We start from the raw sequence: 22,245 nt of genomic DNA, 5'->3' as shown, positions 1-22,245 counted from the left end.
TATGAAAGGTTATTTAAAGCTTGAGGATGGAAGCATATTTGAAGGCAAGTTAATAAGCAAAAACAAAAAAGGATATGGAGAAGTTGTTTTTACTACAGGGATGACAGGCTATCAAGAAGCTATAACGGATCCTTCCTATGCAGGCCAAATAGTTGTCATGACATATCCTTTAATAGGAAATTATGGTATTAACAAATACGACTTTCAATCAGAAAAACCTCATATAAGGGGGTTTGTGATACGGGAATATTGTGATAAGCCTAGTAATTTCCAGAGTGAGAAGTCGCTTTTGAGCTATCTTGATGAGCACAACATACCGGTATTATCAGGTGTTGATACAAGAGCTTTGACAAAAAAACTTAGAGAAAATGGAACTATGAGAGGAATTATAACTTCTAACGCTGACGACAACATAGAATTTGACCAAACAAATCTTTTAGAAGAAGTTTCTACAAAAAGGTCATACCGTATAGCGGGCATTGGTCCAAAACTTGCCTTTATTGACCTTGGCACAAAAAAGAGTATTTTAAAAATGCTAAATTCAGTTGGATTTGACATTTATGTGTTTCCTTACAATGCAAGTTATGATGATGTTATGCAAATAAATCCCGATGCAATATTTCTTTCAAATGGACCGGGTGACCCTAAAGATGCAGTTTATGCAATAGAACTTACTAAACACTTTATAGGTATAAAACCTGTGTTGGGGATATGCCTAGGTCATCAGATAATAGCGCTCGCTCTTGGATGCAATACAGTAAAAATGAAATTCGGCCACAGAGGTGCAAATCAACCTGTTAAAGATTTGCTGACAAATAAAGACTATATAACTTCTCAAAACCACGGATACGCTGTTGAAGAGGAATCAATAGATAAAGACAAGATAACTGTTACCCATATAAACTTAAACGATGGAACAGTAGAAGGCATTATGCATAAGTTTCTGCCAGTTTTTTCTGTACAATATCATCCTGAGGCATGTCCTGGACCCCGTGATTCAACAGATATTTTTGATAAATTCATGGATATAGTCATGGTTTACAAAAGGAGGTCTTATTTTGCCGAAGTATAAGGATATTAATAAGGTTCTGGTAATAGGCTCAGGCCCTATTATAATAGGGCAAGCCGCAGAATTTGATTATTCAGGAACCCAGGCCTGCAAATCCTTAAAAGAAGAAGGGCTGCAAGTTGTCTTAGTTAACAACAATCCAGCCACTATAATGACTGACACTGATATAGCAGACATTGTTTATATTGAAAATCCTACCGTTTGCGTGGTTGAAAAAATAATAGCGAAAGAAAAACCCGATGGAATTCTTGCTACTTTAGGAGGACAGACAGGGCTCAACCTTGCTGTCAAACTCAAAGAAGAAGGGATTTTGGACAAATACAATGTAAAACTTTTGGGAACTTCTTTTGAATCAATAAAAACTGCAGAAGACAGAGAGCTTTTTAAAAGAAAAATGCAGGAAATAGGGGAACCAGTCGCTGAAAGTGTCACCGTCACAAATATAGAGGATGCACTTAAATTTGCTAAAAATTACGGTTATCCTTTAATAATAAGACCTGCTTATACCCTTGGGGGTACAGGAGGTGGCATAGCCCACAATGACGAAGAACTTATTTCGATTGTAAGTTTAGGTCTTAAAAAGAGTATGGTGGGAGAAGTACTTGTTGAAAAATCACTATACGGATGGAAAGAAATAGAGTTTGAGGTAATGAGGGATGCAGATGATAATTGCATTACCATATGCAGTATGGAAAATTTTGACCCTGTGGGTGTTCATACAGGAGATAGTATAGTTGTAGCGCCAGTGCAGACTTTGTCAGATTACGAGTATCAAATGTTAAGAAGTGCCAGCATAAAAATAATCAAAGCTTTGAAAATTGAAGGAGGATGTAATATTCAATTTGCACTTGACCCTGAGAGCCACAAATACTATGTTATAGAAGTAAATCCAAGGGTTAGTCGTTCAAGTGCACTGGCATCAAAAGCGACAGGTTATCCTATTGCAAAGGTTGCTGCAAAAATTGCAATAGGGCTTAGACTTGATGAAATAAAAAACCCGGTAACGGGTAAAACAACTGCATTTTTTGAACCCGCGCTGGATTATGTTGTAACAAAAATACCAAGATGGCCTTTTGACAAATTTTATACTACTGATAGAAAAATAGGTACCCAGATGAAGGCGACAGGAGAGGTAATGGCAATAGAAAGGTCTTTTGAAGCATCCCTCTTGAAGGCCGTAAGGTCATTAGAGATAAAAGCTTATGGTCTTCGATTAAACAATGTAAAAGCGATGAAAACAGAAGAAATATTAAAAGGAATATCAGTTCCTAATGATATGAGGCTGTTTTATATAGCAGAGGCTCTTCGCCGCGATATAGATATTGATTATATAAACGAGGTTACAAAAATAGACAAATGGTTTTTAAACAAGCTTTTAAATATTGTAAGTATGGAAAGAGAAGTAGAAAAAAGCGAGTTAAGTGAAGGAATTCTTAAAAAAGCGAAGAGAATGGGATTTTCAGATAGAGAGATTGCAACGATAAAGGGAATTAAAGAAGAAGATGTGAGAATGTTGAGAAAACAACATGGCATATATCCTTCCTATAAAATGGTAGATACCTGTGCAGCAGAGTTTGAGTCCGTCACACAATATATATATTCAACTTATGGTGAAGAAGATGAGGTTGAAATCCATGATATACCAAAAGTAATTGTAATAGGCTCTGGACCCATAAGAATTGGACAGGGAATTGAATTTGATTATTGTTCTGTTAAAGCATTGTGGGCTTTAAGAGAGGCCGGAATTAAATCCATCATAATAAACAACAATCCTGAAACTGTCAGCACAGACTTTGATACAGGTGACAGGTTGTACTTTGAGCCTATTACAGTGGAGGATGTTTTAAACATATATGAAAAAGAAAAACCACTCGGCGTAATGGTAATGTTTGGCGGCCAGACAGCAATAAATCTTACAGAAGGGTTAGTCAAAAACGGAGTAAAAATATTAGGCACTTCCTATGAAAGCATTGATATAAGTGAGGACAGGGAAAAGTTCTCAAAACTTTTAAAAGAGTTAAACATCAATCAACCTAAAGGCGATTATGCCTTGACAGTAGAAGATGCAAAAGATATTGCGCTAAAACTCGGTTTTCCACTTCTTGTAAGGCCCTCGTATGTTATAGGCGGTCAATCTATGGAAAAAGTTAACACACTTCAAGAACTGATTGACTATGTAAAACATGCGACAGAAATATCTCCAGGCAAACCTATTTTAATAGATAAATATATAGATGGAAGAGAAGTAGAAATTGATGCGGTGTCAGATGGTGAGTGTGTGCTAATACCCGGAATAATGGAGCATATAGAAAGAGCTGGAGTGCATTCAGGGGACAGTTTCTCAATATATCCTGCAAGAAATTTGTCTGAACGGGAGATAAACACTATTATCGAATACACGGAGAGAATTTCAAAGGCTTTAAATGTAAAAGGACTTATAAATATTCAATTTGCAGTAAAAGAAGGCACTGTATACGTGTTAGAAGTAAACCCCAGGGCTTCACGTACTGTACCTATTATGAGCAAAGCCACAGGTGTACCTCTGGTGAAACTGGCAGTAGAAATTGCACTAGGTAAAAAATTAAAGGAATTAGGTTATAAAGGTGGTTTATGGCCTAAAGCTCCATACACGGTTGTGAAAGCTCCTGTATTTTCTATGGAAAAATTGACAGATGCTGAGGTTTCATTAGGACCTGAGATGAAATCAACAGGAGAAATTATGGGTATAGATTTAAGTTATGAAGGAGCTCTTTACAAAGCTTTAGAAGGAGCCGCTCTTAAAATACCTAAAAAAGGCAAGATTCTTCTTTCAATAGCGGAAAGAGATTTTCAAGAAGCAGTATCTTTAGTGGAAAAATTGCAGAGCTTAGGGTATGAAATATATGCAACATACAGGACAGGTAAGTATTTAAGTTTGATGGGTATTCATGTAAATATTATGGTTCTTGATAATGCAATAAAGTTGTTGAAAGACGGATATTTTGACACTGTAGTAAATACACCGACAAAAGGCAAAAAACCTGATAATATAGGATTTAAGTTAAGAAGAACTGCAGTAGAATACAGAATTCCTCTTTTTACATCTATAGATACTATAAAGGCGACATTAAATGCTGTAGCAAAAGTAAATGTGAATGGTTTGTCTGTTTTATCTATAAACGAATATGAAGAAATACAAAAGGATAATGTTAAAAATTTGGTTTTATGAGGAGTGTTAAAAAATGTTAAAAGGTGAAAAAGTAGTTCTTGCTTATTCGGGAGGACTTGACACATCAGTAATTATACCGTGGCTTAAAGAAAACTACGAATGTGAAATAATTGCGGCTTGCATTGATGTAGGACAGGGGGAAGAGCTTAAATATATAAAAGATAAAGCTTTGGCAAGTGGTGCCAGCAAAGTGTATATTGAAGATGTAAAAGAAGAGTTTGTTAAAGATTATATATTTCCTACCTTGAAAGCTGGCGCTGTCTATGAGGGGAAATACCTTTTAGGTACTTCTATGGCAAGGCCTTTAATTGCCAAAAAACTTGTTGAGATTGCCCACAAAGAAGGTGCAAAGGCTATAGCTCATGGTGCAACAGGAAAGGGCAATGACCAGGTAAGGTTTGAGGTATCAATACATGCTCTTGACCCTTCAATAAAAATCATAGCCCCGTGGAGGATATGGAATTTAAAATCAAGGGAAGATGAAATAGACTATGCCAAAAAGAAAGGGATTCCAATCCCTGTTACTTATGAAAAAATATACAGTGTTGATAATAACTTGTGGCATATAAGCCATGAAGGTGGTGACCTTGAAAACCCCTGGAATGAGCCTAAAAGCGACCTTTACGATATAATCACCCCGCCTGACAAAGCCCCAGATAAGCCAGAATATGTGGTTATAGAATTTGAAAAAGGCATACCTGTGAAAGTAAATGGCAAGGCTTTAGACCCTGTTAAATTAATAGAAGAATTAAACGTGATTGCAGGAAGAAACGGCGTTGGGATAGCTGACATTGTGGAAAACAGACTTGTGGGAATGAAGTCTCGCGGTGTTTATGAAACGCCTGCAGGGACACTGCTTTACGCTGCTCACAAAGAACTTGAATACCTCGTACTTGATAAGGAAACAATGAGGTTTAAAGATCTAGTTTCACAGAAATATGCAGACCTTGTTTACAACGGTTTGTGGTTTTCTCCTCTTAAAGCTGCGCTAGACGCTTTTGTGGAGGAAACGCAAAAAAATGTTACAGGTGTTGTGAGGCTAAAACTTTATAAAGGAAATGTCATAAACGCAGGTGTAAAATCTCCTTATTCTCTCTACAATGAAGAGTTTGCTACTTTTGGCAAAGATGAAGTCTACAACCAAAAAGACGCAGAAGGATTTATAAATCTCTTTGGACTTTCTTTAAAAATTAAAGCGTTGATGGAAATTGAGAGGAAGGATATGAATGAAGCTGTGGGGAGGTAGGTTTAAAAGCGAGACGGACAAACTAATGGAGGAGTTTAATTCCTCCATTTCTTTTGATATCAGGCTTTTAAAACATGACATATTAGGCTCAATTGCCCATGCCAAAGGGCTTTATAAAGCCGGGGTGTTGACAGAAGAGGAGCTTAATTTAATAGAAAAAGGGTTAAAGGAAATTCTTGATGAAATAAATGTAGGAGAGGTACCAAATGATGAAGATGTTCATTCTTATGTTGAAAGGCTTTTAACTGAGAAAATAGGCAATACAGGGCGTAAACTTCATACGGGAAGAAGCCGAAACGATCAGATAGCAACGGATGAAAGGCTTTATTTGAGAGATGAGATAAACAAAATAAAAGAGGATTTAAATAAACTTATTGATACCTTAAAAGAAATGGCTGAAACTTATAAAAAGGTGATTATGCCGGGATATACGCATTTGCAAAGGGCACAGCCTGTGACTTTTGGGCATTATTTGCTTGCCTATGTTGAAATGTTTAAAAGAGATTTATCAAGGCTTGAGGATATGGTGAAAAGGGTCAATGTAATGCCTTTGGGCTCTGGTGCACTTGCAGGTACCACATTTGATATTGATAGGAAATATGTGGCATCTCTTTTAGGATTCGATGATATAACTTTAAACAGCATGGATGGTGTAAGCGATAGAGACTTTGTAATAGAATTTTTAAGCTTTGCCTCTATTACGATGATGCATTTAAGTAGATTTTGTGAAGAATTGATTTTGTGGTCTACAAAAGAATTTGATTTTATTGAGATGGACGATAGATTCTCAACAGGAAGCAGTATGATGCCACAAAAGAAAAACCCTGATGCAGCAGAACTTATAAGAGGCAAAACCGGCAGGGTTTACGGCGATTTGATTACAATACTTACTGTGATGAAAGGACTCCCTCTTGCATATAACAAAGACATGCAGGAGGATAAAGAGGCCTTGTTTGATGGAATAGACACTTTAAAAATGTCTTTGAAAGTATTTATTGAGATGATAAAGACAATTAAAGTAAAAACTGACAAGATGGAAAAAGCTGCAAAATATGGTTATATGAATGCTACAGATTTTGCAGACTATCTTGTACAAAAAGGCATTCCTTTTAGGACCGCCCATGAAATTACAGGCAAAGTAGTTTTATATGCATTAGAACGAAATTTAGCTATTGAAGATTTATCACTTGAAGAACTTAAAAAATTCAGCGATGTGATAGAAAAAGATGTATATGAAGCGATAGATATAAAAAATATTTTAAAAAAGAGAAAAACAATAGGTTCACCCAAAATATAGCTTGAAAAAGCCTATGCATGACTTTTGCATAGGCTTTTTCAAGGGTTTTTGAGCGTTTTATCATGTTCTCCAATATTACGCAAAAGAATACCATCTTTGTAATATTGCCGTGTCATTCAAATATTCATTGTTATACTAGCCTCAAGTAAAGCCCCAATTCTTTAAATAACTCTTCTTTTGAATCAGAAGTCTTAACTTTTCCTTCTTTGATGTTTTTATCAACAATTGCTTCTTCTCTTTGCCATTTTGGAGAATAAAACCATAATTGTTCCTTAGGCATTGCTACAACAGGAGTAATTACAATTTTCCCATCTATTTCTTCTATTTTTAACAAATCTTCAGGTTGTAGATTCAATTTTTTAACTAACTTACTTGGAATTGTAGCTTGAAATTTCCTTATTTAATTTCACAAACATTATTATCTCCTCATAAAGTTTAAAATTCTAATTTTCTAAATTATATTTCAAACATATACTTTTTTCAATGAAAAATCAAGGTTGGCATTTACCAAGAAATTGACTCTTGTTTTTTTTAGTATTCTTTTAATCTCTTATCAACTTGCGCGATTAGTGAAAAATCTCTGTCATCATGCAGCAAGTATAGATTGTTTTCGATAGCTGTCTCTGCTATGAGCAAGTCTATAGTGCTTTTGATAGTAATTCCCTTTTTTCTGCACTTGAAATATAGTTTTGCGGCATTTTCATAAGATTTAATGCCATGTTTTAAATCGTAGAATTTTTGAGTTCCTAGGTATTCTTTAAGTAAATTAAATTCTTTTTCCGTTTTGGCACCTTGCAGTATTTCTTGATAGATGAAGTTGTTAATTCCAAAAGGAATATTGTTCTGGATTGCCTCTTCAAACTTTTTTACCTTTTCATTTTCTATGCCTTTAAGAAAGGCTATTAAAACGGATGTATCTACTAAAATCATTTTCCTTCCCTCATCTTTTTGTAGTCATAATCCTCATCAAACTGTATTTTGCCTTTTAACTCCATTAGATTTTTCCTTTTTCTGCTTTCCACAAATTCTTTTAGAGCCAAATTAACGACTTCTTTTTTAGTTTTTAATCCAGAAAGTTTTAAGGCCTCTTTAATGAGGCTTTCATCTATAACTATGTTCGTCCTCATTTTATACACCTCCTAATGTGTATTATAATACACATAAATTTTTAGTTCAATATTATATTCCCCTATTGCTAATATTTTTCTCTTCAATTCATAATTGTCTTATTATAGATATTTATGTCCTAGGCAAATTTTAATTACGATATTGACAAAACCGTCATTACTGTATATAATGTACATATACAGTAATAACATAAAAGGGATGGTTGTAATAGATGAACATTATCATTTCAAATTCATCGGAAGAGCCCATATATGAACAAATTGTCAGACAAATCAAAGAAGCAATCTTAAAGGGTGAACTTGAAGAGGGAGAACTGCTTCCGTCTATTAGGAATTTGGCAAAAGAGCTGCAGATAAGTGTAATTACGACAAAAAGGGCTTATGATGAACTTGAAAAAGAAGGATTCATTGCTACAATTCCGGGAAAGGGTACTTACGTAGCAGCGCAAAACAAGGAATTAATGCGTGAGAAACGGCTAAAAATTGTAGAAGAAAAATTAGTAGAAGCGATTATAGCTGCAAAAGCAGTAAACTTATCCTTAGAAGAGATAAAAGAGATGTTAGAGATTTTGTATAAGGAGGTCTAAAAGGTGGAGCCAATTTTGGAAGTTAAGAATTTAAGGAAGAATTTTAGAGGGTTTACATTGAAAGATATAAGTTTCTCGCTGCCACGAGGGGTTATTATGGGCTTCATTGGGCCTAATGGGGCAGGGAAAAGTACGACTATTAAGCTTATTATGAATTTGCTAAAAAGAGATGGAGGGGGAATCAAGATTTTTGGGTTGGACAATATAAAACATGAAAGGGAAATAAAAGAAAAAATCGGCTTTGTATATGAAGAGAGCTATTTTTATGGAGAATTAACTATTTCAGAGATGAAAAGAGTTATAGCACCCCTATATAAAAACTGGGATGAGGAAGCTTTTATGAAGTATTTAAAAGAATTTGATTTACCTGTTAAAAGAAAGATAAAGAGTTTATCCAGGGGAATGAAAATAAAATTTGCCCTTGCCATAGCGTTGTCCCATAGGGCTGAACTTCTCATTATGGATGAGCCGACTTCAGGGCTGGATCCTTTGATAAGAAGTGAGCTTTTGGACATTTTTTCTTCTTTAATACAAGATGAAAACAAAAGTATTTTCTTTTCAACTCATATAACCTCTGACTTAGGCAAAGTTGCCGATTACATTACTTTGATTAATAGAGGTGAAATAATATTTAGCACCGCAAAAGATGAAATTATAGAAAATTACGGCATTGTCAAGGGGAGCAAAGACATTTTAAATGAGGATACTAAAAAATATTTTGTAGGAATTAAGGAAAATAAGTTTGGGTTTGAAGGATTAGTGAAGGATAAAAAGCAAATAAAAAAGCTTTTAAAAGATACTGTCATTGTTGAGAAACCTACTTTAGAAGATGTGATGTTATATTTTACAAAGGAGGAGTTTAAATGTTCAGTTTGATTTTAAAGGATATACTGATAAGCAAAAAAATTTTACTGCTTGCTGCTGCTTTTCTTATATTATTGGTGCTGACTTTCCCAGAAGAAGCAAGAAATTTCGCAGCGGTAGTAATAATGGTGGGTATGGCATACATGGGGCTGATAGTAACGAGCTCAGCTGATGAGACAAACAAAGCTGATATTTTGTTAAATAGTTTGCCTCTAAAAAGGCATGAAATTGTATTGGCAAAATACCTGTCTATATTTGTCTATTCAGCAATAGGCATAGCTATTTATTTGTTAGTTGCAGCAGCCACAAAAGTACTAGGCTTTCCTATTCATGTATATCCTATCAATTTTAAAGCTGTAATTTACGGCATACTGGCGGTGAGTTTTCTAAATGGCATATACCTTCCTTTAATGTTTAAATTTGGACATGGTTTTTCTGGGATTATGTACATTATTTTGATTTTTGGGTTTTCTTATGGCATATCTTATGTTATAAAACTTTTTAAAAAACTTATAAATTACGATTGGTTTCAGATTATTATATCTTTTATAATGGATCAATCAGATACAGTAAAGATGCTGCTTATAACTGCTATAGCTCTTATTATACTGACGATTTCCTATTTATTATCTGTAAAATTTTATAAAAATAGGGAGTTTTAATAATATAGATGAGTGTTTTTTCTTTTTGTTATAGATTTATCAGGTATCAATAGGCACCAAAATAAAATAGGTTTTTATAAAATAAATAAGGGCCAGTTCTTTGTTAAAAGAACTGGCTTCTTGTTTCTTATATTTTACAGGCAACTTTACTTCAAATTAGGCATTTGTAAGCCTTTTGACAAAATGGGATAAAATAAATAAAATTTATTTATGGCAAAGTTAATTTCATTGTCCTGGGTGAGGAAGCAGGATGAAGGTTGCATGGAGTGCAACACATCGGGAGTTTTTGCTGTCAGATGGATACTACTTTTCAGGGCTTTATAAGGAACTTTCTAAAAAAGGAGTTATAATGGAAGAGGTAGAAGATTTTGATAAGCTTTTTGAGTATGATGTAATAGTGTTTAACTATCCAGAAAATCCTTTTACTGATGAGGAAAAAAAGGAAATAAGAAAATTATTGGAAAGTTATAAAAAGAAGATCATTTTTACGACACACTTTCGAAATAAAGACGGAGTATCTGAGATTTGTAACGGGATAACGAGAGATTATGGAATTTATATATTACCAGAAGGCGTTAAAGATGAGAAATTTTACTTAGAAGATGACTTTTTGATAATCACTACAGACAATATTGAACTTTATAATCAGGATGTAAAAGAAGTGGTATTTCCATATGCAGCTCCCCTTCATATTGAAGATGAGGTAGATGTGGTACTAAGAGGAAGAGAAACAAGCTTTACTGATAGTAATAAAAATTCGCCTATTTTAATTGCCCAGAAGAGATTTGACTCTGGTGGTAAGTTGATGGTATGTGGTAGCTGCATCTTTTGGGATAACTTTTCACTCTTTAGGTTTGATAATTTGCGGTTTGTGATTAATATGTTTTTAGACATGGAGTAAACTCAAAATCTTCACCTCAGTTTACTTCAATTCCTCGTTTTTTATTTTTTTCATCAGGGTAGTATCACCGAAGCGAACTGTGCAAAACGTCAGCGTATTATTTACCTAGTAACTTTTGACCACATCACGAATAGATCCGTTCTTTACAAATAGTATTTTTTATTATATAATTAAGTATTGAAAATAAAAAATTAGATTATTCTTTACGTTAAAGGGGAGTAGCCGAAAGATAAAGCCATCATCACGGTAATCCGTTGTGATTACCTGGCTTTATCCTCCAGGTTTATAATTGCGGAGGGCAAGACCTTTGACTTAATTCCTTATAGGAATTGAGGTCAAAGGTTTTTTTATCTCCTTTGTTGTAAGGAGGTGAGGGTGTTAAAAGTCAATTAAAATTCGATTAATAAATAGCGGTTAAAGTGAGATAATAAATGTAGATATAATAAGGGAGGGTCGCTATTGGAGAATAAAAAATGGTATACCCTACATGCAACGGATATTGCCGAATTACTTAGCACTCATTTGTCAAAGGGACTTTCATCCGATGTTGCCCGACAAAGGCTTAAGGAACAAGGCTACAATGAACTTGTGGGCAAAAGAGGGCTGACTTTGTTTGAAATGTTTTTGAGTCAATTCAAGGATTTCCTAGTAATTATACTTATCATTGCTAGTTTGGTATCTATGCTGGTGGGCGAAGTAATCGATTCGGCTGTAATTATAATGATAGTTATTTTAAATGCGATACTAGGTGTAATACAGGAATATAGGGCGAATAAAGCCCTAGATGCTTTAAAGAAGATGGCAGCTCCTGAGGCGCGGGTTATAAGAGATGGCACGGTCCAGGTTATCCCTGCTCGTGAACTGGTTCCAGGGGACATAGTTTTGCTGGAAGCTGGAAACTACGTGCCAGCAGATTTGCGATTGGTGGAAAGTGTAAATCTGAAAATCGACGAGTCAGCGCTGACGGGTGAATCGGTGCCTGTTGAAAAAAACGCCGATATAGTCTTCAACGAAGAGATGCCACTTGGAGACAGGACCAATTCTGCTTTTATGGGCACCGTCGTTACTTATGGCAGGGGCAAAGGTATAGTGGTATCGACGGGTATGAAGACTGAAATAGGTATGATAGCTGAAATGCTCGAGTCTTACCAGGATGAAGTCACGCCTCTTCAGAAAAAACTAGAAGAAACAGGTAAAATCCTCGGAACTGCCAGCCTTGTAATATGTGGCGTTGTCTTTTTATTGGGGCTTTTGAGAGGCATCCAATTTTTAGAGATGTTTATGACTGCCGTCAGCCTTGCGGTAGCAGCTATACCCGAAGGTCTTCCTGCAATAGTAACAATAGTCTTAGCCCTCGGCATGCAGCGTATGGTAAAACGGAATGCACTCGTAAAAAAACTACACGCTGTGGAAACTCTTGGGAGTACTACTGTTATATGTTCTGACAAAACGGGTACTCTCACCCAGAACCAGATGACTGCAACAAAAATTTTTACGAATGGCCAATTTTTTTCTATTAGCGGTGAAGGCTACAAGCCTTACGGAGAATTTTACCTGGACGGTACCAAAATCGATCCAAGATCTGATACATGTTTAGAACTGCTCTTAAAAATTGGAGCTCTGTGTAACGATTCTAGGCTGGAAGAAAGCGGAACCGAACACGGAGGTCAAAAATCCTGGAGAATTCTTGGTGATCCAACTGAGGGAGCTCTTGTCGTTGCTGCTGCTAAAGCTGGAATTTTCGTGGAAGACCTGGAGAAGGTACAACCTCGACTTAACGAGATTCCTTTTGATTCTGATAGAAAGCTTATGACGACAATTCATCCTTTTTACGGAAAATACATAGCATATACAAAAGGGGCACCGGATGTCCTCTTAAGTCTTTCAAGTTATATTTACAAAGCTGGTCAGGAGGTACCTCTAACACAGGAGGATATAGAAGCTATAATTGCGGCCAATAAAGCCATGGCGTCTCAGGCTCTCAGGGTGCTTGCTTTGGCTTACAGGCCTCTGGATGATTTGCCACAGGAACTAAAGGCGGAAGATGTTGAAAAAGATTTTGTATTCGTTGGTTTGATAGGCATGATCGATCCTCCTCGACCTGAGGCCGTAGAAGCAATAAAAACATGTAAAATGGCAGGTATACGTCCTATAATGATTACCGGCGATCACAGAGACACCGCGGTTGCTATAGCAAAGGATCTAGGCCTAATTGAGAACGAGGCGGGTGTACTGACAGGTAGTGAACTTGACTCCATAAACGACGAAGAGCTGTTCCAAAAGTCCAGGGAGGTATCAGTTTATGCGAGAGTATCGCCAGTCCATAAACTCAGAATTGTGGAAGCCATAAAAAATAACGGTCATGTCGTAGCTATGACAGGAGATGGTGTCAATGATGCTCCAGCTTTGAAAAAAGCTGATATAGGTGTGGCAATGGGGATTACTGGTACTGATGTTGCCAAAGAAACCGCTGATATGATTCTGGTGGACGATAATTTCGCCAGTATAGTTTCTGCAGTGGAGGAGGGTAGGGTTATTTATTCCAACATCCGTAAATTTATATTCTTTCTGCTTTCTTGCAATATTGCGGAAATCCTCATTATCTTTATCTCTATGCTGGTGGGATTGCCTATACCGCTTAAGCCCATTCAGCTTTTGTGGATAAACGTGCTCACAGATGCATTTCCGGCTCTGGCTCTAGGTATGGAAAAGAAGGAACCGGATATAATGCAACAGCCTCCCAGGAAACCAGAAGAACCTATAATAGATACTCGTATGAGGCGGCAAATTGCGATACAAAGCATTTTTATGACTATTTCTGTACTTGGAATATTCGTTTTTACATTAAAATATACCGACAGTATCGAAAAGGCAAGGACTTTTGCCTTTGCTACGCTAATTTTTAGCGAAATCTTGCGGGCTTTCTCGGCACGTTCTGAGACTCATTCAGTATTTAAAATTGGATTTTTTACCAACCGCTTTATGCTGTGGGGAACATTTATTTCACTAATCCTGCTGATGGCTGTAATCTACGTACCGTTCTTGAGAACTATCTTCGACACGACGTACCTATCATTCTACGAAATGGATATTGTCATCATATTCGGTTTGATACCCTTCGCCGCTGCGGAGATAAGCAAAATATTCTTGTCTTCTAGAAGGTCATTGTCAAATTCGTAAACCTAATAGCATTTTAGACCGCATGTTTTCTACCATTATGTCTCAGGAGCACGGAAAATGTCCGTGTTCCTTTATTAATACTCTTTTAATCTTTATAGTACTGTGAATAATAATTCCCTTTTTCTACATTTGAAATTCATATGAGTTGATACCAAATTTTAGATCATGAATTTTTGAATACTTAAATATTCTTTAATTAAATTAAAATTATTTCCAGAATTTGTTATACTTCCTGAAGGAATAGTAGTTATTGTTTACCTTTGAGTCATATTCAACAAAATTTCTCTAATTTCCGTAGCCTTATCTTCATCTGCAAGGACTATCAGATAATCGCCGGCTAGAATTTTCGTATTTCCCTTTGGGATTAACTCGTATGTTCCCCTCTTTATACCAACAAGTAAGCAATTTTGGGGCAAACTAATATCCTTTAATTTTTTGCCATCTAAACTTGAGCCTACACAAACAGGCATTTCGAAGATCGTCTTTCTTTTTTTATTGGCGGTAATAGATTTTTGCTTTTTCTTTATTGGCAGACGTTCTAACAGAGATTCGTAAATCGGCATATTTGAGAACAAATCTGATGAAAGGTATGCTGTTATAGAAACAGTGCTTAAGGCCAACAAATGGCTGAATGAACCGGTCATTTCTGTTACCAGCAAACTCCCTGTTATGGGCGCTCTGACTATTGCAGCAAAATATCCTGCCATAGCAAATACGATAAAATCTTTGATGTAAATGGGGTTTAAATGCATTATATTAATTATTACAGTTCCGTATATATTGCCAATCAAAGAACCTATTATAAGGAGGGGCATAAAAATACCTCCTGGTACACCTGAACCGTAGCTTACCATAGTGAATAAAAACTTAACAATCAATAGCAAAATTAGAAATTTTAAGCTAAAACTATTTTTACTTAATGTATCGACAAGACCTTCACCGCCGCCAATTGCCATAGGTACCCATAGCCCAACTGCAACAGATATAACAAGAGGTAGTATTGGTTTCATATATGATTTTATTTTTAACATGTTGTATATATCTTGAGTTTTTAAGAGAGTTTTATTAAATACGATTCCACATAAACCAATAATGATTCCAAGTAGAATAAGATAAAGATAATTATTAAGCGGCATTACAGCAAGATTTTTGAAATTAAAAATAGGTTTAATACCTAACAACTTACCAGCTACAAAAGTTGATGTAAGTGATGAAACCATAGCAGATATAAGTACTAATGGGGAGAAATTTTTATGAAGTTCTTCTAATGCAAAAATGACTCCTGCAAGTGGTGCGTTAAAAGCTGCTGCAAGCCCTGCACTAGCACCGCATGTAATAAGGTATTTTTCTTCAACTCTAAATCTACCAAATAACCTACTTATTCCCTGACCAATTGAAGAACCAATTTGTACACATGGACCTTCGCGTCCTAAAGAAAGTCCTGCACCTATCGCTAAAATAGTACCTATGAGCTTTAACAGTAAAACTCGTAACCAATTAACTTTTATATAACCGATAATCATGCCTTCAACTTGAGGTATACCGCTACCGCTTATCATAGGTTCTTTTTTCACTATTATCCCCAATAATAAGCCTATTAGAGAAAGGAAAATTATCCAAGCAGTTAATAAGTAAGGATTTGTATGAAGAATTTTGTATACAGTTATTACAAGAATATTTGTTTTTTCAAGAATATATCTTAAAATAGCAATAATCAATCCCACAAGAAAACCTGTTATAATGCCTTCAACTATAATGCGCTTACGAAATTCTTCCCAATGTATTAAGGTATTTAATGTTATACTTTTACCTTTATTCAATAAGATCCCTCCCCAAGCATAAAATGAATGAATTTTATTTTCCTCATATTATCATTATACTACAAGATCAAGCATTTTAATTGCTAGGTTTACTTTTATAGGATTGAGCTATTGCGTAGTATAATGGCTGATAAACCGCAAGATGGTATTGTCAAACTAAAATAATCTGGCAATACCTATTATAATACCTATTATTTTGTAAGAAAATTATGTAAATAGATATTACTTTTTAAAGATAGATTAGCGGATACATATAAATCTTAAATAAGAATAATTATTATTGTCGTTGTAATTGCTTGATAATTGAGATATAATTAAGAAAACAGGATAGAGTGGGAAAAGACAGAAAATGTTTGTAAATATGAAAGGTGGGGATAAAATATGTATAAAGTTGTTTTGCTAAGACACGGAGAAAGCCTGTGGAATATGGAAAACAGGTTTACTGGCTGGACGGATATTGATTTATCTCCAAAGGGAGTTGAAGAAGCTCGGGAAAGTGGCAAGACTTTAAAGGCAGAAGGGTATATTTTTGACTGCGCTTTTACTTCGGTTTTAAAAAGAGCTATAAGAACTTTGTGGATTGTTCTTGACGAATTAGATTTGATGTGGATACCGGTTTATAAATCATGGAGGCTCAATGAAAGGCATTATGGAGCACTGCAAGGGCTAAATAAAGCTGAAACTGCCAAGAAATACGGAGAAGAGCAGGTAAAAATATGGAGAAGGTCTGCTGATGTAAGGCCACCCGCCTTAGAAAAAGATGACCCGAGATATCCCGGCTTTGACCCCAGATATGCTGACCTTTCTGAAGAAGAAATTCCCCTTACTGAAAATTTGATTGATACAATTAACAGAGTTACTTCCTATTGGGAGTCCACAATTGCACCGACTATTAAATCAGGTAAAAAAGTGCTAATAGTTGCTCATGGAAATAGTTTGAGAGGGCTTGTAAAATACCTTGACAATCTTTCAAATGAAGAGATAATGGAGCTAAACATTCCTACAGGAATTCCACTAGTTTATGAGCTTGATGGTGATTTAAAGCCTATAAAGCATTATTATCTTGCCGATGAAGAGAAGGTAAAAGAGAAGAAAGAATTGGTAGCTAAACAAGGAAAGGTTCAAGGGAATTCTTAAAATATTGATAAGGAAGTAACTTGCAGCTTATCTTTATGCTTGTTGTAGAATTGCGCGAAGCACTTTTGTATTGGCTGTTCTATTTGATCAAGATGAGTAATAAATTACTTTAATGGTGGTTTAAAATTAAGCATTTTTTGAAAAAGATATTTTAAGAGTTGATAGTGGTAAAAGTGCAGAAAGATACTATACCATATGAGGGTATACTTTTATAAAGTATATCCCTTTAAAATTTTTTAAAAGAACATTAAGATAATGTTTTCGTTGTCAAACTATAGACAAACTACAATTTGTTTAGTAAAATATTATAGAAAGAATGTTGTTATAATTGTATCAAACGAGAGGTGTTTTGTATGAGTGAGCATAAAAGAATTGTCATTGTTGGGGCCGGGTATGGGGGTGTACATGCCGCTAAATTACTACACAAAAAATTTAAAAATGACAGCAATATAGAAATAATTCTTATTGACAAAAAACCTTATCATACATTGTTAACAGATTTACATGAAGTAGCCGGCTCCAGAATAGAACCTGATAGTGTCCGCGTGTATTTACACAAAATTTTTGCAAATAAAAAGGTAAAAGTGATAATAGATGAAGTGGAAAAGATTGATTATGAAACAAACAGAGTAATTGGAAAAGATGGGGAATATCACTATGATTATTTGATTTTAGGAATTGGAAGTGAGCCATGTGATTTTGGCGTACCTGGTGTATTTGAGTATGGATTTACAGTAGGGACGTTAGAAGCCGCTATTAAGACAAAAGAACATATTGAGGAGATGTTTAGAAAAGCCAGCGTTGAAAGTAATCCAGAAAAGAAAAGAAAAATGCTTACGTTTGTAGTAGCTGGCGCAGGGTTTACGGGAATTGAAACTGCAGGTGAATTGATGGAATGGGCGAAAAGTTTGTGCGATAAATATCATCTGGATTACAAGGATGTTAAAATTATGGTAGTAGAAGCCTTGAATACCATACTTCCTAATTTAAATGCGAAATTAGCTAAAAAAGCTACCAGATTTTTGGCTAAAAAAGGTGTAGAAGTTTTAACAAATGCTCCTATAGTGGAAGTAGCAAAAGATTATATAGTTTTAAAAGACGGCAGAAAAATCGAAACAAAGACTCTTATCTGGACTTGTGGAGTTCAGGGAAATAAATGTGCTGAGAATTTTGGTTTAGAGCTAGGTAGAAGATCTAGAATTCAGACAAATGAATACATGCAAGCAGTAAACAAAGAAAACATTTATGTGATTGGAGATCTGGCTTATTATGAGATAGATGGTAAACCTATTCCACAAGTTGTAGAGACTGCCTTGCAGTCTGCCGAAACTGTAGTATACAATATAGTAGCTGATATAAAAGGAGGAGAGAAACAACCTTTTAAGCCAAAATATCATGGTTTTATGGTTTCTATAGGAAGCAGGTATGCAGTGGCTGAAATTATGGGTGTGTCTTTGACAGGTTTTTTAGCTATGGCAATGAAACACCTTGTAAATATCCATTATCTTTTTGGTGTAGCAGGTTTTAATGCAGTGCTATCATACATTTATCATGAGTTCTTTGAAATTAAAAACAATCGTTCAATATTGGGAGGGCATATTGCTGCCCATATTCCTGTATTTTGGCTTGTCCTTTTAAGGATATATGTGGGAGCTTTGTGGCTCATAGAAGGGATAAACAAAATACAGCAAGGATGGCTTGATCCTTCGAAGATATTTATTATAACTACTTCTGATGTATCTGGTGCCACTGCTAATGCTACTACTACTGCTACTCCTGTTCAGACCTTGCAACCTTTGTTAAAAGAACCTCCAGCTTTTTACAAATGGTTTATGGATACTTTTGTGGTGCCTCATGCCTTCTTATTCCAAGCAATGGTAGTGCTTGCAGAAGTAGCAATAGGCTTGGCATTAATAGCAGGTTTGTTTACTTTTCTCGCATCAGCTGGTTCTATATTCTTAGCACTTAATTTTATACTGTCTGCGATGGCAGATAAGTCTATATTATGGTATATATTTGCAGCTATAGCTTTAATGGGAGGGGCAGGAAGAGCTTTTGGACTGGATTATTACGTGATACCTTGGATAAAGAATTGGTGGAAAAAGACTTATTTTGCACGAAAAACATATCTTTATATCAGTTGATGGGATGGAAGAGGGTTATTTAGTGTGAAAAAAGGCGATATCTTAATTATGCTTTTTGTAGTTGTTTTAGCTATTGGGTTGTTGGTATTTTATAAAATATCAACAACCCAACATTATCACCACAAATATGCGGTAATAATGGTAGACGGAAAGATATATAAAAAGGTATCATTGGAGGATGTAAATTATCGAGAAGAGATACCTATAGTTACGAAGTATGGAAAAAATGTATTGTTGGTTAAAAATGGTGGGATACAGGTTATTTATGCTGAATGTCCAGACAAAATTTGTATAAAAGAAGGATTTATTGATAAACCGGGGCAAAGTATAGTATGTTTGCCATTTAGAATGGTTGTAGAGATACGAGGTGTTAAAAATGCCGAAGTCGACCAAGTTGTCTATTGAGTCTACAACTATGTCGAAGACTCATAGAATGGTTTTTCTCGCAATACTTGCTACTAATTCTCTAATCTTATATATTATAGAAGGAATGCTACCTGTTCCTTTTGTTGCTCCCGGTGCTAAATTAGGACTTGCTAACATAATCACGGTCATATCTTTGTATTTGTTTGGATTCGTTGATACGTTTATTGTGCTATTTGTGAGAATATTGTTAGCAACTCTTTTTGCTTCTTTACCTTCTACTTTTTTTTATAGCATAGGAGGGGGAGTATTAAGCCTTTTTGCTATGTATTTTGCCAAGAGTATAGGTAAAGAAAACATAAGTGAAGTTGGTGTAAGTGTTATAGGTGCCGTATTTCACAACATTGGGCAAATGTTGGTAGCCTCTCTTGTAGTGCAAAATATTAATATAATGGTGTATTTACCTATTTTGATGATAGCTGGAATAGGAACTGGCGTTTTTGTGGGACTTACTGCGAAATTTGTTTTAAAACATTGGAGAAAATTAAAAAATTTAAATTTACATTGATCAAGGTGGTTAGATGGATAAATTTTGGGATAAAAATTTAGAGATAAAAAGTGAGCTTACTGAAGTTATAAAAATAATGGAAAAGCGTATTAAAAACTCTAACAAATCAATCAGGAATATATTGTTAGATATGATCTACAATAGTGGTAAAATGCTCAGACCCGCTTTTGTAATTTTAGCCGGGAAATTCGGAGAATACGATAGAGAGAAAATATTGCCTTTAGCAGCTGCTATAGAAATGCTCCACATGGCGACTTTGGTACATGATGATATAATTGATAATGCTTTGATAAGGCGAAGCAAGCCCACTATCCAAGCAAAATATGGAAAAGATTATGCTGTATTTATAGGAGATTTCCTTTTTTCTGAGAGTTTTTTGTTGTTATCAGATAATATTACTGTTAGTAATCTAAAAAAAGTGTCAAAAGTGGTCTCAAAGATATGCAAAGGTGAAATTGGACAATTTGAGAGTCGTCACAATATCTACATTACGATAAATGATTATTTGAGGCGAATAGCTGCGAAAACTGCTGCTCTTTTTGCTTTAAGCTTTTATGTTGGGGCTTATGAAAGCAAGTGTGACGAAAGCTTGGCTAAAGCATTGGGAAGTATAGGCTACAATATTGGCATGGCTTTTCAAATTATAGACGATATTTTAGATTACACTGGTCAAGAGGCTGTAGTTGGAAAATCTCTGGGCAATGATATAAAAGAAGGGGTTTTTACTCTGCCTTTAATCTATTCGCTGGATAAGAATAAAGATAAAAAAATATTAGAATTACTTAAAAAAGAAAGTTATTCTGATGATGACATCCAACAAATAATTGAATTTGTTCAGCAAAATGGCGGGATAGATAAGTCAAAAATGCTGGCACAAAAATATACTGAAAAGGCTTTTGATAAAATCTCTATGTTGAAAGACTCTCCACCTAAACAAGTTTTAATAGAAGTTACTGGTAAACTTTTATATAGGAATTATTAATTAAAAGATGTAACATCTTTTTGGAGGAGATTATTGGATGAAAAAATTAATAAATTTTGTTGCAATTTTTCTTTTAATTTTTACTGTTGCTGGTGTATTTTCTGGGTGTTCAAATAAAAATTCACAACCTATATCTGATACACAATTTGCTTTAGATACCTATTGTACAATAAGCATATACGATAATGTGCCAAAAAAAGTTTTAGATGAGGGATTTAAAGCTATAAAAGATGTAGAAGAAAAGATGAGTGTTACCATAAAGGATAGTGAAATAAGTCAAATTAATGAGAATGCAGGTATTAGACCTGTTAAGGTTTCGGCCGATACCTTTTATGTAATACAGCAAGCAGTGCATTTTTCTGATGTTGAAAAGGGGTATTTTGATATTACAGTAGGACCTATAGTAAAACTTTGGAATATAGGAACTGATAAAGCTAGAATACCTTCCCCTGAAGAAATAAAAGAAAAACTTCCTCTTGTAAATTATAAGGATATAATATTGGACGAAAAGAATAGGACTATTATGCTGAAAAATAAGGGTATGAGTATAGATTTAGGAGGTATTGCCAAAGGATATGCGGCAGATAAAGTAGCACAAGTTTTGAAAAAAGAAGGTGTAAAACACGCCATAATTAATTTGGGTGGGGATGTCATTGCAATAGGAACAAAACCTGCTGGCGGTAACTGGCGCATAGGTATTCAAACGCCTTTTAAACCAAGGGGCGAATATTTGGGCATAATAGAGGTTTCAAATAAAGCAGTTGTCACTTCGGGGGTATATGAAAGGTATTTTGAAAAAGATGGGAAGTTATATCATCACATATTAAATCCTTTTACAGGTTATCCTGCAGACAGTCACTTGTACAGTGTGACAATAATAGCTGAGACTTCTATTGCTGGTGATGCTCTTTCAAAAATTTTTGTCATGGGGTTAGAAGAAGGTTTGAAACTGGCAGAAAGTTTACCGGAAGTACAAGCTGTATTTGTTACAGATGATAAAAAAGTATATATAACCTCTGGCCTGAAAGGCAACTTTAAAATCACTGATCCTGAGTACGTTTTAATGACTAAATAATTTCTGCAGGAGGGA

The 22,245-nt window shown here is 35.1% G+C and carries 19 protein-coding genes; 15 read left to right on the top strand and 4 right to left on the bottom strand.

All coding sequences use genetic code 11. The annotated features are described in order from the left end of the window. Position 1 precedes the first annotated feature (1 nt). Genes carA through argH form a run of 4 tightly spaced genes read left to right on the top strand, consistent with a single transcriptional unit; the run spans position 2 to position 6,820 of the window. Positions 2-1,072: a glutamine-hydrolyzing carbamoyl-phosphate synthase small subunit gene (gene carA, locus TMATH_RS10455; protein ID WP_012268934.1), complete on the top strand. Its 1,071-nt coding sequence runs from the start codon at positions 2-4 to the stop codon at positions 1,070-1,072. Further along, positions 1,059-4,277: a carbamoyl-phosphate synthase (glutamine-hydrolyzing) large subunit gene (gene carB, locus TMATH_RS10450; protein WP_013150915.1), complete on the top strand. Its 3,219-nt coding sequence runs from the start codon at positions 1,059-1,061 to the stop codon at positions 4,275-4,277. The genes carA and carB overlap by 14 nt, the downstream gene beginning before the upstream one ends. A gap of 13 nt (positions 4,278-4,290) precedes the next feature. Then, positions 4,291-5,523, top strand: a complete 1,233-nt coding sequence (locus TMATH_RS10445) for an argininosuccinate synthase (protein ID WP_013150914.1) — start codon at positions 4,291-4,293, stop codon at positions 5,521-5,523. Next, positions 5,504-6,820 carry an argininosuccinate lyase gene (gene argH / locus TMATH_RS10440; RefSeq protein WP_013150913.1) on the top strand — a complete coding sequence of 439 codons (1,317 nt, stop codon included), beginning with the start codon at positions 5,504-5,506 and terminating at the stop codon, positions 6,818-6,820. Before TMATH_RS10445 ends, argH begins: the two co-directional genes overlap by 20 nt. A 130-nt stretch (positions 6,821-6,950) precedes the next feature. On the opposite strand, the gene TMATH_RS10435 is transcribed toward argH, so the two are convergent. From TMATH_RS10435 to TMATH_RS10425, 3 genes are all read right to left on the bottom strand, one after another. Further along, positions 6,951-7,220 (bottom strand): AbrB/MazE/SpoVT family DNA-binding domain-containing protein, encoded by a 270-nt coding sequence (locus tag TMATH_RS10435; RefSeq protein ID WP_013150912.1) that lies wholly within the window; start codon positions 7,218-7,220, stop codon positions 6,951-6,953. A 131-nt stretch (positions 7,221-7,351) separates the two neighbouring features. After that, on the bottom strand, positions 7,352-7,750 hold the full coding sequence (gene vapC, locus TMATH_RS10430) for a type II toxin-antitoxin system VapC family toxin (RefSeq protein WP_013150911.1): 399 nt from the start codon (positions 7,748-7,750) through the stop codon (positions 7,352-7,354). After that, positions 7,747-7,947 (bottom strand): type II toxin-antitoxin system VapB family antitoxin, encoded by a 201-nt coding sequence (locus TMATH_RS10425; protein WP_013150910.1) that lies wholly within the window; start codon positions 7,945-7,947, stop codon positions 7,747-7,749. Before TMATH_RS10425 ends, vapC begins: the two co-directional genes overlap by 4 nt. 212 nt (positions 7,948-8,159) lie before the next feature. Here TMATH_RS10425 and TMATH_RS10420 point away from each other — a divergent pair, with 212 nt between their 5' ends. From TMATH_RS10420 to TMATH_RS10400, 5 genes are all read left to right on the top strand, one after another. Further along, positions 8,160-8,534 carry a GntR family transcriptional regulator gene (locus TMATH_RS10420; protein WP_013150909.1) on the top strand — a complete coding sequence of 125 codons (375 nt, stop codon included), beginning with the start codon at positions 8,160-8,162 and terminating at the stop codon, positions 8,532-8,534. A 3-nt stretch (positions 8,535-8,537) separates the two neighbouring features. Beyond that, a complete protein-coding gene (locus TMATH_RS10415) occupies positions 8,538-9,410 on the top strand; it encodes an ABC transporter ATP-binding protein (protein ID WP_013150908.1) in 873 nt (290 codons plus the stop codon). Continuing rightward, positions 9,398-10,060 (top strand): ABC-2 transporter permease, encoded by a 663-nt coding sequence (locus TMATH_RS10410; RefSeq protein WP_013150907.1) that lies wholly within the window; start codon positions 9,398-9,400, stop codon positions 10,058-10,060. Before TMATH_RS10415 ends, TMATH_RS10410 begins: the two co-directional genes overlap by 13 nt. A 250-nt stretch (positions 10,061-10,310) precedes the next feature. Then, positions 10,311-10,961: a hypothetical protein gene (locus tag TMATH_RS10405; RefSeq protein WP_013150906.1), complete on the top strand. Its 651-nt coding sequence runs from the start codon at positions 10,311-10,313 to the stop codon at positions 10,959-10,961. 459 nt (positions 10,962-11,420) lie between these two features. Next, the gene (locus tag TMATH_RS10400; protein ID WP_013150905.1) at positions 11,421-14,141 is read left to right on the top strand and encodes a calcium-transporting P-type ATPase, PMR1-type; all 2,721 of its coding nucleotides are present in this window, start codon (positions 11,421-11,423) and stop codon (positions 14,139-14,141) included. 254 nt (positions 14,142-14,395) lie between these two features. Here the strand turns inward: TMATH_RS10400 and TMATH_RS10395 are convergent, their stop codons facing one another. Continuing rightward, a complete protein-coding gene (locus TMATH_RS10395) occupies positions 14,396-15,961 on the bottom strand; it encodes a ClC family H(+)/Cl(-) exchange transporter (RefSeq protein WP_013150904.1) in 1,566 nt (521 codons plus the stop codon). Positions 15,962-16,342: 381 nt separating this feature from the next. On the opposite strand from TMATH_RS10395, the gene gpmA reads away from it, so the two are divergent. The 6 genes from gpmA to TMATH_RS10365 all read left to right on the top strand — a co-directional run bounded on the left by gpmA (position 16,343) and on the right by TMATH_RS10365 (position 22,230). Then, positions 16,343-17,098, top strand: coding sequence for a 2,3-diphosphoglycerate-dependent phosphoglycerate mutase (gene gpmA, locus TMATH_RS10390; protein ID WP_013150903.1), 756 nt, complete (start codon positions 16,343-16,345; stop codon positions 17,096-17,098). A gap of 353 nt (positions 17,099-17,451) precedes the next feature. Next, positions 17,452-19,242 carry an FAD-dependent oxidoreductase gene (locus tag TMATH_RS10385; protein WP_013150902.1) on the top strand — a complete coding sequence of 597 codons (1,791 nt, stop codon included), beginning with the start codon at positions 17,452-17,454 and terminating at the stop codon, positions 19,240-19,242. A gap of 24 nt (positions 19,243-19,266) precedes the next feature. Next, complete coding sequence (locus TMATH_RS10380) at positions 19,267-19,647, top strand: NusG domain II-containing protein (protein ID WP_013150901.1); 381 nt, start codon at positions 19,267-19,269, stop codon at positions 19,645-19,647. Further along, positions 19,619-20,173 (top strand): Gx transporter family protein, encoded by a 555-nt coding sequence (locus TMATH_RS10375; protein ID WP_013150900.1) that lies wholly within the window; start codon positions 19,619-19,621, stop codon positions 20,171-20,173. The genes TMATH_RS10380 and TMATH_RS10375 overlap by 29 nt, the downstream gene beginning before the upstream one ends. A 13-nt stretch (positions 20,174-20,186) precedes the next feature. Next, positions 20,187-21,155, top strand: coding sequence for a polyprenyl synthetase family protein (locus tag TMATH_RS10370; protein WP_013150899.1), 969 nt, complete (start codon positions 20,187-20,189; stop codon positions 21,153-21,155). Positions 21,156-21,192: 37 nt separating this feature from the next. Beyond that, positions 21,193-22,230: an FAD:protein FMN transferase gene (locus TMATH_RS10365; RefSeq protein ID WP_013150898.1), complete on the top strand. Its 1,038-nt coding sequence runs from the start codon at positions 21,193-21,195 to the stop codon at positions 22,228-22,230. The last annotated feature ends 15 nt before the right edge of the window (positions 22,231-22,245 follow it).

It is taken from the genome of Thermoanaerobacter mathranii subsp. mathranii str. A3 (genome assembly GCF_000092965.1).
Classification (GTDB): domain Bacteria; phylum Bacillota; class Thermoanaerobacteria; order Thermoanaerobacterales; family Thermoanaerobacteraceae; genus Thermoanaerobacter; species Thermoanaerobacter thermocopriae.
The sequence above is the reverse complement of the archived record's forward strand: the minus strand, read 5'-3'. Positions and strand labels throughout refer to the sequence as shown.